The sequence below is a fragment of the Microbacterium sp. 71-36 genome (genome assembly GCF_001898305.1).
In the GTDB taxonomy this organism is placed as follows: Bacteria; Actinomycetota; Actinomycetes; order Actinomycetales; family Microbacteriaceae; genus Microbacterium.
The window spans coordinates 299,700-313,348 of the sequence record NZ_MKTP01000002.1; the positions used below are offsets into that span (position 1 = coordinate 299,700).

Annotated in this window: 15 protein-coding genes; all 15 read left to right on the forward strand. The window is 68.1% G+C overall.

The annotated features are described in order from the left end of the window. Window positions 1-39 precede the first annotated feature (39 nt). The 15 genes from BGO45_RS09990 (at window position 40) to BGO45_RS10060 (ending at window position 13,608) form a co-directional block, all read left to right on the forward strand. A complete protein-coding gene (locus tag BGO45_RS09990; protein ID WP_292693610.1) occupies window positions 40-780 on the forward strand; it encodes an L-threonylcarbamoyladenylate synthase in 741 nt (246 codons plus the stop codon). After that, window positions 777-1,952 (forward strand): MraY family glycosyltransferase, encoded by a 1,176-nt coding sequence (locus BGO45_RS09995; protein ID WP_076490922.1) that lies wholly within the window; start codon window positions 777-779, stop codon window positions 1,950-1,952. The genes BGO45_RS09990 and BGO45_RS09995 overlap by 4 nt, the downstream gene beginning before the upstream one ends. Next, window positions 1,949-2,437, forward strand: a complete 489-nt coding sequence (locus BGO45_RS10000) for a hypothetical protein (protein WP_076490921.1) — start codon at window positions 1,949-1,951, stop codon at window positions 2,435-2,437. The genes BGO45_RS09995 and BGO45_RS10000 overlap by 4 nt, the downstream gene beginning before the upstream one ends. Window positions 2,438-2,671: 234 nt before the next feature. Further along, entirely contained in the window at window positions 2,672-3,463 is a 792-nt protein-coding gene (atpB, locus tag BGO45_RS10005; protein ID WP_076491882.1) for a F0F1 ATP synthase subunit A, read from the forward strand. Window positions 3,464-3,508: 45 nt separating this feature from the next. Then, window positions 3,509-3,742, forward strand: a complete 234-nt coding sequence (gene atpE / locus BGO45_RS10010) for a F0F1 ATP synthase subunit C (RefSeq protein ID WP_043360904.1) — start codon at window positions 3,509-3,511, stop codon at window positions 3,740-3,742. A 34-nt stretch (window positions 3,743-3,776) separates the two neighbouring features. Further along, entirely contained in the window at window positions 3,777-4,337 is a 561-nt protein-coding gene (locus tag BGO45_RS10015) for a F0F1 ATP synthase subunit B (protein WP_076490920.1), read from the forward strand. Beyond that, window positions 4,337-5,128: a F0F1 ATP synthase subunit delta gene (locus tag BGO45_RS10020; RefSeq protein ID WP_292693629.1), complete on the forward strand. Its 792-nt coding sequence runs from the start codon at window positions 4,337-4,339 to the stop codon at window positions 5,126-5,128. The genes BGO45_RS10015 and BGO45_RS10020 overlap by 1 nt, the downstream gene beginning before the upstream one ends. A 61-nt stretch (window positions 5,129-5,189) precedes the next feature. Further along, on the forward strand, window positions 5,190-6,821 hold the full coding sequence (gene atpA, locus BGO45_RS10025) for a F0F1 ATP synthase subunit alpha (protein WP_292693632.1): 1,632 nt from the start codon (window positions 5,190-5,192) through the stop codon (window positions 6,819-6,821). 24 nt (window positions 6,822-6,845) lie between these two features. Beyond that, window positions 6,846-7,745, forward strand: a complete 900-nt coding sequence (locus BGO45_RS10030; RefSeq protein WP_076490917.1) for a F0F1 ATP synthase subunit gamma — start codon at window positions 6,846-6,848, stop codon at window positions 7,743-7,745. 22 nt (window positions 7,746-7,767) lie between these two features. Next, complete coding sequence (atpD, locus tag BGO45_RS10035; RefSeq protein WP_076490916.1) at window positions 7,768-9,216, forward strand: F0F1 ATP synthase subunit beta; 1,449 nt, start codon at window positions 7,768-7,770, stop codon at window positions 9,214-9,216. 1 nt (window position 9,217) lies between these two features. Then, window positions 9,218-9,475, forward strand: a complete 258-nt coding sequence (locus BGO45_RS10040) for a F0F1 ATP synthase subunit epsilon (protein ID WP_292693638.1) — start codon at window positions 9,218-9,220, stop codon at window positions 9,473-9,475. Between the two features lie 66 nt (window positions 9,476-9,541). Continuing rightward, window positions 9,542-10,291, forward strand: coding sequence for a peroxide stress protein YaaA (locus BGO45_RS10045; RefSeq protein ID WP_292693641.1), 750 nt, complete (start codon window positions 9,542-9,544; stop codon window positions 10,289-10,291). 120 nt (window positions 10,292-10,411) lie between these two features. Beyond that, on the forward strand, window positions 10,412-11,089 hold the full coding sequence (locus BGO45_RS10050) for a DUF5684 domain-containing protein (RefSeq protein WP_292693644.1): 678 nt from the start codon (window positions 10,412-10,414) through the stop codon (window positions 11,087-11,089). Between the two features lie 167 nt (window positions 11,090-11,256). Beyond that, entirely contained in the window at window positions 11,257-12,030 is a 774-nt protein-coding gene (locus BGO45_RS10055; protein ID WP_292693646.1) for a protein phosphatase 2C domain-containing protein, read from the forward strand. 45 nt (window positions 12,031-12,075) lie between these two features. Continuing rightward, complete coding sequence (locus BGO45_RS10060) at window positions 12,076-13,608, forward strand: APC family permease (RefSeq protein WP_292693648.1); 1,533 nt, start codon at window positions 12,076-12,078, stop codon at window positions 13,606-13,608. The last annotated feature ends 41 nt before the right edge of the window (window positions 13,609-13,649 follow it).

Genomic DNA, 13,649 nt, shown 5'->3' on the forward strand with positions numbered 1-13,649 from the left:
GCGTGAACCGGTCCGGGCGTCGGTAGACTGTCGCCCGACATGTCACCCGTCTACGACTGCCGTGACGAGTCGCAGCTGCTCTCCGGGATGCGCCACGCGCGTCAGGCGATCGGCCGAGGCGAACTCGTCGTGCTCCCCACCGACACCGTCTACGGCATCGCCGCGGACGCGTTCAACGCGCGTGCCGTCGCGGGCCTCCTCGAGGCGAAGGGCCGCGGGCGTCAGCAGCCGCCGCCGGTCCTCGTCCCGGGCGTCGGCACCCTGCGCGCCCTGGTCGCGGAGGTCCCCGCCGCCGTCGACGACCTCGTGCACGCCTTCTGGCCCGGCGGCTTGACGATCGTCCTGCCCGCGCAGCCGTCGCTCTCGTGGGACCTCGGCGACACGCACGGCACCGTCGCGGTCCGCATGCCCGCACAGAACCTCACGCTCGAGCTGCTCGAAGAGACCGGTCCGCTCGCGGTCTCCAGCGCCAATCGCACCGGCATGCCCGCCGCGGTCAGCATCGACGAGGCGCGCGACATGCTCGGCGACAGCGTCGCGGTCTATCTCGACGCCGGTCCGAGCGAGTGGGGCTTCGCCTCGACGATCGTGGATGCCACATCCCTCGTGGGCGGATCCGAGCCGCTGGTCCGCGTGCTCCGCGAGGGGACGATCTCGCGGGCGCGTCTGCGCGAGGTCCTCGGCGACGTGCTCGAGCCCGATCCCGAGGAGGGTCCCGCCGGAGACGCCGCGTCGTCGGAGCCGGACACCACCCCGGATGCCGAGGCGCCCGGTCCGTGACCCAGTACCTCCTCACCATCCTGTTCACGGCGGCGGTGACCCTCGCGCTGTCGTGGGTGGTGTGGAAGTTCGCTCTGCGGTTCCGCCTGTATCCCGGCATCCGGGATCGCGACGTGCACACGACGCCCACCCCGCGACTCGGCGGGGTCGCGATGTTCCTCGGAGTCGTCGCCGCCTTCGCGCTGTCGAGCCGGAACCCCTACTTCGCGATCTTCTGGACCGACCCGGTGCCGGTGCTGTCGCTGCTGGGCGCGGTGCTGCTCATCGTGGTCGTCGGAGTCGTCGACGACCTGTGGGACCTCGACTGGATGATCAAACTCGGCGCGCAGTTCATCGCCGCGGGCATCATCGCGTGGTTCGGGCAACTGCAGATCCTGTCGCTGCCGATGGGCGCCCTCACCGTCGGGTCGAGCTGGGTGAGCTTCCTCCTCACCGTCTTCGCCCTGGTCGTGGTCATGAACGCCGTCAACTTCATCGACGGCCTGAACGGTCTGGTGGCGGGCGTCTGCCTCATCGCCAACGGCGTCTTCTTCGCCTACTCGTACCTGCTCGTCCGCGACACCGGGGCGAGCACCTACTTCAACCTGGCATCCTTCATCGCCGCCGTCCTCGTCGGCGCGTGCCTCGGATTCCTGCCGATGAACTGGACGCCGGCGAAGCTGTTCATGGGAGACTCCGGAGCGCTCATGCTCGGTCTGCTGATGGCCAGTTCCGCGGTCGCCATCACGGGGCAGCTCGACCCGGCCGTGCTCGATCCGGAGCAGCTCGGCCGATCTCAGCTGCTCGGTGCGTTCATCCCGATCCTCTTGCCCGTGGTGATCGTGCTGCTGCCGCTGCTCGACTTCGGGCTCGCCGTGATCCGGCGCCAGTGGGCCGGACGTTCCCCGTTCTCACCCGATCGCAAGCACCTCCACCACCGCATGCTCGACATGGGACACAGCGACCGCGATGCGGTGCTGATCTTCTATGCCTGGACGGCCGTGGTGAGCCTGTCGTTCCTCCTGATGTACATCGGCACGCAGCAGAGCTGGCCGGGCGACTACTGGATCGGCATCGGTTTCGGCGCCCTGGGCGTCACGGCCTGCATCGTGTTGACCCTGCTTCCCTCTCACCGCCTCCTGCGTCGGCGCTCCCGCCGCGCGCAGCCCGCTTCCCCGGAGACTTCCTCATGAGCACCGCTTCCCCCGCCGCACGTCGACCGCTCTCGAGCACGCCGATCCTCCGTACGGCGTTGGCCTGGGGCGGCATCGTCACCGCGGTCCTGCTCGTCGTCGGCGCCGTGGTGGGCTTCGCCGTCGCCGGCGCCGGGGGACTGGGCAGTGCTCTGGCGGGCGTGGCGGTGAGCGCCGTCTTCCTCGCGGTGACGGCTTCGAGCATCCTCATCGCCAACCGGTGGTTCGGCGACCCGCTCTACGTGCCGATCTTCTTCGGCATCGTGCTGGGCGGGTGGCTGCTCAAGCTGGTGCTGTTCATCGTCGCGATCGTGATCCTGCGCGGCCAGGGCTGGGTCGACCCGGTGGTGTTCTACGTCGCGCTGGTCGTCAGCGTCATGGCCTCGCTCGCGGTCGATGTCGTGGTGCTGCTGCGTCTGCGCGTGCCCAGCGCGAGCGACGTGACGCTGCCGACGGATCCCGACGAAGGCGACCGCCGCGCCTGAAGGGCCCTATAACCCGAGGTTCGCGGGCGGCGGGCACGATAGTCCGTCGGCGAGACGAACGATCGACCGGCACTCATGGATCAGCCGGGAGTTTGATAGGGTGGGGTAAGTACCCACCCGCGACGGGGACTCTTCCCCAGACTCGCACTTCGGGTGCCATCACCGACCATCGTCGCAACGGTTCATACCGATGCCCCGAAGCTGGAGCCAGCGCTGTCCACTCAAGCTGCGACCCTGATCACGAACTTCGCGTCTGCGGGTGCTGAGTTTCACCCGCCCTCCATCAACGAGTTCTTCCCTGACGCGGTCCTCTTCGAGGGCACGATCTTCGCGATCACTCGCATCAACCTCACGCAGATGCTGGCGACCCTCGCGCTCGTCCTCTTCCTCGTTCTCGGCACCCGCCGGATGAAGGTCGTTCCCGGCCGCTTCCAGAGCATCGCCGAGATGGGTCTCGACTTCGTCCGCGTGAACATCGCCGAAGACATCCTCGGTCGCAAGGACGGCAAGCGGTTCCTGCCGATCCTCACCACGATCTTCTTCATGGTGCTGTTCATGAACATCACCGGTGTGATCCCGGGTCTGAACATCGCCGGCACGAGCGTCATCGCCGTTCCGATGCTCCTGGCGCTCGTCGCGTACGTCACGTTCATCTACGCCGGCATCAAGAAGAGCCCCGGCGGCTTCTTCAAGAACGCGCTGCTGCCCTCGGGTGTGCCGTGGCCGCTGTACATCATCATCGTGCCGCTCGAGTTCCTCTCGACCTTCATCATCCGCCCCGTCACGCTCACCCTGCGTCTGCTGATGAACATGATCGTCGGGCACCTGATGCTGGTCCTCTTCTTCTCAGCCACCCAGTTCTTCGTGATCGGCCTCAGCGGCTGGTGGACGGTCCTGGGCGCGGGTTCGCTCGCCTTCGGCTTCGCCTTCACCCTGTTCGAAATCTTCGTCGCCTTCCTCCAGGCGTACGTCTTCGCGATCCTCACCGCGGTCTACATCCAGCTCGCGGTCGCAGAAGAGCACTGAGCGGCCCGGCGCACGCCGAGCCACCCAACCGAAAGGAAAAAACCCGTGGACGCAACTACGGTTCTCGCCCAGGTCACCGGTAACGTCGCCACGATCGGCTACGGCCTCGCGGCCATCGGCCCCGCCATCGGCGTGGGCATCGTCGTCGGCAAGACGATCGAGGGCGTCGCCCGTCAGCCCGAGCTCGCGGGCCGCCTGCAGGTCCTGATGTTCATCGGTATCGCCTTCACCGAGGCGCTCGCCTTCATCGGTATCGCGACCGGCTTCATCTTCACCTGATCCGGCCGCTCTCGACTCACTGTAAGGAGACAGGATGCTGAACGCTCTTGTCACGCTCGCCGCGGAGCCCGCGGCGGAGGAAGCGCACAACCCGCTCTTCCCCGCCGTCTACGACATCGTCTGGTCGCTCGTCTGCTTCGTCGTCATCCTCGTCGTGGTCTGGCGGGTCGCCCTGCCCCGCATGGCGAAGCTCCTCGACGAGCGCAGTGCCGCCATCGAGGGCAACATCGCGAAGGCCGACGAGGCGCAGCGTCAGGCCGAGGCCGCGCTGGAGCAGTACACCGCGCAGCTCGCCGAGGCCCGCAAGGAAGCCGGCGAGATCCGCGAGGCCGCCCGCGAGGACGGCAAGAAGATCGTCGCCGAGGCGAAGGATGCCGCGTCGTCCGAGGCCGCGCGCCTCACCGCAGCCGCGCACGCGCAGATCGAGGCCGAGCGTCAGTCGACGCTGGTGTCGCTGCGCGCCGAGGTGGGCACCCTCGCGGTCGACCTCGCCGGCAACGTCATCGGGGAGACCCTCTCCGACGACGCCCGCGCGCAGGCCGTCGTCGATCGCTTCCTCGCCGAGCTCGAGGCATCCGAGAAGGCGGCTCAGTAATGGGCAGCGCGACCACTCAGGCGCGGACCGCGACGGCGGAGGCGCTCACGACCGCCTCCGGCGTCGACCTCGACGTCGCCCGCGAGCTGTTCGCGGCCGTCGGCGCCGTGAACGGGTCGGCGCAGCTGAGCGGCGCGCTCTCCGATTCGTCGGCGCCCGCCGCCGCGCGCGGCGCGCTGGTGACGGCCGTCTTCGGCTCCACGTACCGTGAGGCGACCGTCTCGCTGCTGCGCCGTGCGGCGGAGCAGCGGTGGTCGACCGCGGCGGAGTTCGTGGACGGGCTCGAGGAGCTGGCCGTGCGTGCCGCCACCGTCGCCGATGCGTCGGCGGACATCGAGGGCGAGCTGTTCCAGTTCTCTCGCACCGTCGCTTCGAACGGCGAGCTGGAGCTCGCGCTGGGCGGTCGCCTCGGCGACGCGTCGGGCAAGGCGTCGCTCGTCTCGACGCTGCTCGACGGCCGCGCGAGCGCCCCGACCGCGCTGATCGTGTCGTCGCTCGTGCAGAATTCGCGCGGTCGTCGCGTCCGCTCGCTCCTGCGCCGCGCCGAGTCGATCGTGGCCGACCAGCGGTCGAGCATCGTGGCCACGGTCTACGCTGCGGCAGCCCTGAACGGCGAGCAGCAGACGCGACTCCAGAACGCGCTCCGTGCGCGCTACGGGTCGGCGGTCACCCTGAACACCGTGATCGACCCGACCGTGGTCGGTGGACTGCGCGTGCAGGTCGCCGACGACGTCATCGACGCGAGCGTGTCCGCACGTCTCGCCGACCTTCGCCAGCGCATCGCCGGCTAAGACTTTCCCGCCCGAGCGGGTGGAGATCTGGGGGCTTGCGCCCCACGAACGAAGGAAGACAATGGCAGAACTCTCTATCAGCCCCGACGTCATCCGTGACGCGCTGAAGGACTTCGTCAACGCCTACGAGCCGACGGGCGCGGGTGCGACCGAGGTCGGCACCGTCGTCGACGCGGCCGACGGCATCGCCCACGTCGAGGGACTGCCCGGCGTCATGGCGAACGAACTCATCCGCTTCGCGGACGGCACGCTGGGCCTGGCCCAGAACCTCGACGAGCACGAGGTCGGCGTGGTCGTCCTCGGCGAGTTCTCCGGCATCGAAGAGGGCCAGAGCGTCACCCGCACCGGCGAGGTCCTCTCGGTCGGCGTGGGCGACGGCTACCTGGGTCGCGTCGTCGACCCGCTCGGCAACCCGATCGACGGTCTCGGCGAGATCGCGACCGAGGGTCGTCGTGCCCTCGAGCTCCAGGCGCCCGGCGTCATGCAGCGCAAGAGCGTGCACGAGCCGCTGCAGACCGGCATCAAGGCCATCGACGCGATGATCCCCGTCGGGCGCGGCCAGCGTCAGCTGATCATCGGCGACCGCCAGACCGGTAAGACGGCCATCGCGATCGACACGATCATCAACCAGAAGGCCAACTGGGAGTCGGGCGACGTCAACAAGCAGGTCCGCTGCATCTACGTCGCCATCGGCCAGAAGGGCTCCACGATCGCTTCGGTCAAGGGCGCCCTCGAGGAGGCCGGCGCGATGGAGTACACCACCATCGTCGCGGCCCCCGCCTCCGACCCCGCCGGCTTCAAGTACCTCGCGCCGTACACGGGTTCGGCGATCGGCCAGCACTGGATGTACGGCGGCAAGCACGTCCTGATCATCTTCGACGACCTGTCGAAGCAGGCCGAGGCCTACCGTGCCGTTTCGCTCCTCCTGCGTCGCCCGCCGGGCCGCGAGGCGTACCCCGGCGACGTCTTCTACCTCCACTCGCGTCTGCTCGAGCGTTGCGCGAAGCTGTCCGACGAGCTCGGTGCCGGTTCGATGACGGGTCTTCCCATCATCGAGACCAAGGCCAACGACGTCTCGGCGTACATCCCGACGAACGTGATCTCGATCACCGACGGCCAGATCTTCCTCCAGTCTGACCTCTTCAACGCCAACCAGCGTCCCGCGGTCGACGTGGGTATCTCGGTCTCGCGCGTCGGCGGTGACGCCCAGGTCAAGTCGATCAAGAAGGTCTCCGGCACGCTGAAGCTCGAGCTCGCGCAGTACCGTTCGCTCGAGGCGTTCGCCATGTTCGCCAGCGACCTCGACGCCGCGTCGCGTCGTCAGCTGGCCCGCGGTGCGCGTCTGACCGAGCTGCTGAAGCAGCCGCAGTACTCGCCGTACCCGGTGGAGGAGCAGGTCGTCTCGATCTGGGCCGGTACCAACGGCAAGCTCGACACGATCGAGGTCTCGGACGTGCTCCGTTTCGAGCGCGAGCTGCTGGACTACCTGCGTCGCAACTCGACGGTCCTCGACACGCTGCGCGAGACCAACGCGCTGGGCGACGACACGGTCGCCGAGCTCGAGAAGAAGATCGACGAGTTCATCCTCGAGTTCCAGCCGGGTGACGACCAGGGCGTCGTGGGCGCCGAGCAGGTCGAGGCCGCTGAGGCCGAGGACGTCAACCAGGAGCGAATCGTCAAGGGCCGTCGCTAACAGCGACGACACGAGAACGGAATCATGGGCGCACAACTGCGGGTCTACAAGCAGAAGATCAGTTCTGCTCAGACGACCAAGAAGATCACGAAGGCGATGGAGCTCATCGCGGCTTCGCGCATCCAGAAGGCGATGGCGCGTGTGCGCGCGGCGTCGCCCTTCGCGCGAGCCGTGACGAGCGCCGTCTCCGCGGTGGCCACGCACTCCTCGATCGACCACCCGCTGACGACGGAGCGTGAGAACATCCGTCGCTCCGCCGTGGTGATCTTCACCTCCGACCGGGGCCTCGCCGGCGCGTTCAACTCGCAGATCCTCCGTGAGGGTCTGGAGCTGGCCGAGCTGCTGCGGACGCAGGGCAAAGAGGTTGTGTTCTACCTCGTCGGACGCAAGGCCGTCGGCTACTTCCAGTTCCGCCGCATGCCGAGCGCAGCGCAGTGGGTCGGCGACACCGACACGCCGCAGTTCTCGACGGCGGAGGAGATCTCGGATGCCGTGCTCCAGGCGTACCGCGCCGGGGGAGAGAACGACGGCGTCGACGAGATCCACCTCGTGTACAACCGCTTCGTCAGCATGATGACGCAGTCTCCCGAGTCGGTCCGTCTGCTGCCGCTCGAGGTTCTCGAGGCGGATGACGCCCCCGCTCAGGCGGAGGTCTACCCCCTCTACGAGTTCGAGCCCGACGCCGAGACCGTGCTCGATGCGCTCCTGCCGGTCTACATCCAGAGCCGCATCTTCAACGCCCTCCTGCAGTCCTCCGCGGCGAAGCACGCCGCGACGCAGAAGGCGATGAAGTCGGCCAGCGACAACGCCGACAAGCTCATCACCGACTACACCCGCCTGCGCAACAACGCGCGCCAGGCGGAGATCACGCAGCAGATCGCCGAGATCGTCGGCGGCGCCGATGCTCTGTCATCCGGCAAGTAAGTTCCCAAGGAGAGAAGAAGCCATGAGCCTCACCGCCGAGAAGACCGACGCGGCTGTCGTCGGCCGCGTCGCGCGTGTCACCGGGCCCGTCGTCGACATCGAGTTCCCGCACGACGCGATCCCCGAGATCTACAACGCGCTGAAGACCACGATCACCATCGGTGACGACTCGACCGAGATCACCCTCGAGGTCGCGCAGCACCTCGGTGACGACCTCGTCCGCGCCATCTCGCTCAAGCCGACCGACGGCATGGTCCGCGGCCAGGAGGTGCGCGACACCGGCGGCCCGATCTCGGTCCCCGTCGGCGACGTCACCAAGGGCAAGGTCTTCGACGTCACCGGCGAGGTGCTCAACGCGGCTCCCGGCGAGACGATCGAGGTCACCGAGCGCTGGGGCATCCACCGCAAGGCGCCGAGCTTCGACCAGCTCGAGTCCAAGACCGAGATGTTCGAGACGGGCATCAAGTCGATCGACCTCCTCACGCCCTACGTGCAGGGTGGAAAGATCGGCCTCTTCGGTGGCGCCGGTGTCGGCAAGACCGTCCTCATCCAGGAGATGATCCAGCGCGTGGCGCAGGACCACGGTGGTGTCTCCGTGTTCGCCGGTGTCGGTGAGCGCACCCGTGAGGGCAACGACCTCATCGGTGAGATGGAGGAGGCGGGCGTCTTCGACAAGACCGCTCTCGTGTTCGGCCAGATGGACGAGCCGCCGGGGACGCGTCTGCGCGTCGCCCTCTCGGCGCTGACGATGGCGGAGTACTTCCGCGACGTCCAGAAGCAGGACGTGCTGCTGTTCATCGACAACATCTTCCGCTTCACGCAGGCCGGTTCCGAGGTCTCCACGCTGCTGGGCCGCATGCCCTCGGCCGTGGGTTACCAGCCCAACCTGGCCGACGAGATGGGTGTGCTCCAGGAGCGCATCACCTCCACGCGTGGTCACTCGATCACGTCGCTGCAGGCGATCTACGTCCCCGCCGACGACTACACCGACCCGGCCCCCGCGACCACGTTCGCGCACCTGGATGCCACGACCGAGCTCTCCCGTGAGATCGCGTCGAAGGGTCTGTACCCGGCCATCGACCCGCTCACCTCGACGAGCCGGATCCTCGACCCGCGCTACATCGGCGCCGACCACTACCGTGTGGCCACGTCGGTCAAGCAGATCCTTCAGAAGAACAAGGAACTGCAGGAGATCATCGCGATCCTCGGTGTCGACGAACTGTCCGAGGAAGACAAGATCGTCGTGTCGCGTGCGCGTCGCATCCAGCAGTTCCTCTCGCAGAACACCTACATGGCCAAGAAGTTCACCGGCGTCGAGGGCTCCACGGTCCCGATCAAGGAGACCATCGAGTCGTTCGACGCGATCGTCAAGGGTGACTTCGACCACGTCGCCGAGCAGGCGTTCTTCAACGTCGGTGGCATCTCCGACGTCGAGGCGAAGTGGGCGCAGATCCAGAAGGAGAACGGCTGACATGCCGCTGCGCGTGAACCTCGTCTCGGCCGACGCCGAGGTCTGGACCGGGGAGGCGTCGCTGGTCGTCGCCAAGACGGTGGAAGGCGAGATCGGCTTCATGCAGGGCCACGAACCGGTGCTCGCGATCCTCGCTCAGGGCGAGGTCCGCATCACGGGTGTCGACGGCACCAAGGTGCTGGCCAACGCCGAGGACGGGTTCCTGTCGATGGCGGGCGACGATCTCACCATCGTCGCCGGTCACGCATCCCTGGTCTGACACTTCTTCACGACGCGCGTCGTCCGGTTCGCCGGGCGGCGCGCGTCTTCGTTCCCCCGAGGTCGCATGCTCGTTCTTCTGCCCCCTTCCGAGACCAAACGGCCGGGCGGTCACGGTGCCCCGATCGATCTGGGCTCCCTCGCCCTCCCGTCCCTTCGCGCCGCCCGTGAGCAGGTCGTCGACGGGCTGGTCGCGCTGAGTTCGGACGAGGAGCTGTCCGCGCGTGTGCTCAAGCTGAGCCCGCGTCGTCTCGGCGAGGTCGCCGACAACGCGGCGTTGCGTTCCGCGCCCACCCTTCCCGCGGTCGACCGCTATACGGGGGTCCTCTACGACGCTCTCGACGCCGGCACTCTCGCCGCCGCCGAGCGGGCGTGGCTGGGTTCGCGGGTCCTGATCCACTCGGCGCCGTTCGGCCCGGTGGGTGCGCTCGACGGCATCCCGGTCTATCGTCTCGCGGCGGGCACCTCCCTGCCCGGACTGCCCTCGCCGCGGAGGGTCTGGGCCGATGCGGTCACGAGGGCGATCGCTGAAGCCGACCCGGGGTTCGTCCTGGATCTGCGGTCGGAGGCGTACGTCGCGCTGGGGCCGGTACCCGCGGACGTGGAGGGTGTCTACGTCCGCGTGGTCTCGGAGGGGGTCGACGGCACGGTCCGTGCACTCAACCACTTCAACAAGAAGGCGAAAGGGGAGCTCGCGCGCGCCCTCGCGACGACGGGCGCGCGGATCGAATCCCGGCGCGACCTCGTCGACTGGGCGGGCTCGAACGGGATCGTCGTGCGCGACGGGGGAGCCGGCGAGGTCGAACTGCTGGTCTGAGATCGCCGGGTCAAGGTACTGTCAGCCAACACTCAGCTTCGCTAGCATGACCTACGCGGGAGACACCCGTCGCTGATACGGGCGCGAGCTCGTATCCGGCCCGAGAGGAACTTCGTCATCATGATCCATCTGGCTTACAACGACTACGGCGCCAGTGACGCCGCATCGGCAGCCGCCTTCTTGATCCTCGCGCTCTTCCTGTTCCTGTTCGCCATCGTGGGCTACGTGATCAGCGCGTTCCTGCTGTCGAAGGTCTTCGAGAAGGCGGGCGTGCAGGGGAAGTGGCGCGCGTGGGTGCCGATCTACAACTACCTCGTCCTCGCCAAGCTCGGCGACTTCTCGCCGTGGGTGATCCTCGCGCTCGTGGTCGCCTCGGCCATCCCGGTCCTGCAGTACCTGTCGGGCATCGCGCTCTTCGTCGCGCTGATCATGATCGCCTACCGGGTGAACGCCAAGTTCGGCCGCGACTGGCCGATTCTCCTGCTGTTCATCCTGGGCCCGCTCGGACAGTGGATCTGGCTCGGCATCCTGGCGTTCGGCAGCAACCCGTGGAACCCGAACATCCAGCCGTCGCCCTGGGCGAACTCGTTCCTCGCGGACAAGACGGTGTGGAACGGAATCCCCGTGCAGCCGGGTCAGCCGGTGTCGGCAGCCCCCGCCGGAGGTCCCGCCGGCTACGCCCCGCCGGCCCAGCCGTACACGCCGCCGCCGGCACCGCCCGCTGCGGGCCCCACGCCGCCGCCGCCGGCTCCTCCCGCAGGCCCCACGCCCCCGCCGCCGGCGGGCCCGCAGGTCTGACGCCCTCACGATGACGAGCTCCCCGCGCCCGGCGCGGGGAGCTCGTCCTCGTTCCGCCCGGAGGCGCCGCGCCCGTGGCATCCCTGGGCGCAGTCCGCGCGTCGACTAGGATGACAGGGCCGCGCGGTTCCGCCGGCGAAGACGTCGGCCAACCGGAGGATCTTTTCGTGCCCGAGGTGACCACCCATACGCGTACCGTTCCCCTGACGGGCGGTGCGCTCGATCTCTCGTGGGCGGCGACCACCGACACCGGCAAGCGCCGTGAGGTGAACCAGGACGCGGTCCTCGCCGAGTTCCCCCTGTTCGTCGTCGCCGACGGAATGGGCGGCCACCTGGGTGGGGAGATCGCCAGCGCGAGCACCGTCGACCGCCTGCGCGCCGTCGTCGAGAGCGGCATCGTCTCGCCGAAGAACATCGAGAAGGCTCTCGCCCGAGCGGTGAAAGACATCGTCGCCCACCCCGAGACCACCGACGAGGGCACGGGGACGACCCTCACCGGCCTGTACCTCGAAGCCGCCGGGGACGAGCCCCACTGGGTGACGCTGAACATCGGAGATTCGCGCGTATACCTGCTGCGCGACGACGACATCGTCCAGATCACCACCGACCACTCCGTCGTGCAGGAACTCATCGCCGCCGGTCGTCTGAGCCCGGAGGAAGCCGAGAACCACCCGTACGGCAACGTGATCACGCGCGCCGTCGGCCCGAGCGACAGCGTCAAGCCCGACTACCTGCGCCTCGAGGTCCTCGACGGTGATCGCTTCGTCATCTGCTCGGACGGCCTGACGAAAGAGCTCACCGATTTCGGCATCCGGCACTTCCTGGAGGCCAACCCCGACCCCGCCGACGCGGTCGAGGCCATGATGGCCGCAGCCCTCGAGAACGGCGGCCGCGACAACATCACCATCGTCGTGCTCGACGTCGCCCGACGCGCCGCCTGACCGCGGTGCTTGACCCGGGGGCCCGCTGACTTCTACGTTCAGCAGATGACCACCGCACCCGAACGGACGGCCGGCAAGGGCCTCGCCGCGGGCACTCTCGGCCTCTGGGGATCGACCGTCATCGGTCTCGCCTCCACCGCGCCGGTGTACTCGCTAGTCGCAACCCTGGGCTTCGTCGTCCTCGCCGTGGGCGCCTCGGCCCCCATCGCCTTCATCATCGCCTTCATCCCGATGCTGTTCATCGCCTTCGCGTATCGCGAGCTGAACAACGACGTCCCCGACTGCGGCACCACCTTCACCTGGGGGACCAAGGCGTTCGGTCCGTGGGTCGGCTGGATGGGCGGGTGGGGCGTCGCCGTGGCAGGCATGGTCGTGCTGGCCAACCTCGCGCAGATCGCCGGAATCTATCTCTGGACCCTCATCGGAGACGGCTCGCTCGCCGAGAACGTGCCGCTCGTGACCGCGACCGGCGTCGGGTTCATCGCCGCGATGACCTGGGTGAGCTATCGGGGTGTGGAGATCGGCGAGCGGATCCAGAACATCCTCTTGGGCGTGCAGTACCTCGTGCTGGCGCTGTTCGTCATCGTCGCGCTGTGGAAGTTCTTCGACGGGACGGCTCCGAACCCGACGCCGTTCGACCTGGGCTGGTTCAACCCGTTCGGCTTCACCGACTGGAGCGGGTTCACCGAGGCCGTGCTGCTGGCGCTGTTCATCTACTGGGGCTGGGACACGTGTCTCGCCCTCAACGAGGAGACGAAGGACCCCAAGCGCATCCCGGGTCGCGCGGCGTTGCTGACCACCGTCATCCTCCTGGGCACCTACGTCGCCGTGACGGTGGCCGCGATGATGTACGCCGGCGTCGGCGAGGACGGAACGGGGCTGGCCAACCCCGACAACGCCAATGACGTCTTCCTGGCGCTGAAGGACGGCCTCTTCGGTCCCTTCGGCTGGATCCTCATCGTGGCTGTGCTGATCTCGGCCGTGTCCTCGACGCAGACCACGATCCTGCCGACCGCGCGCGGAACGCTGGCCATGGCGGCCTACAAGGCGCTGCCGCGCCGGTTCAGCACGGTGCATCCCCGCTTCCAGACGCCGTCGTTCTCGACGCTGGTCATGGGGATCGTCGCCAGCATCTACTACGTGGGCATGACCCTCATCAGCGACAACATCCTGCAGGACTCGATCCTGTCGCTGGGCCTCGCCATCGCCTTCTACTACGCGATCACGGGCTACGCCTGCGTCTGGTACTTCCGCCGCGACCTCTTCGCCTCGGCGAGGAACCTCGTCTACCGCGGCATCCTGCCCCTGCTCGGTGCGCTGATGCTGACGTACGCGTTCGTGCAGTCCGCCATCGACATGTACGACCCCGAGTACGGCTACACCGTGCTGTTCGGTATCGGAGGCACGTTCGTGCTGGGGATCGGCTCGCTCGCGATCGGCGTCGTCCTGATGGTGCTCTGGTACGCGTTCCCTCGATCCAAGCCGTTCTTCCGTGGGGAGAGCCTCAATCGCGACACCGAGGTGCTCGTGCCCGAGGAGCCGATCGCGTACCCGCGCTCGGTCGACGGCGGCATCTGATCCGCGTCGCGCCGGTCGCCTCACGCGGGCGATCGGCGCGC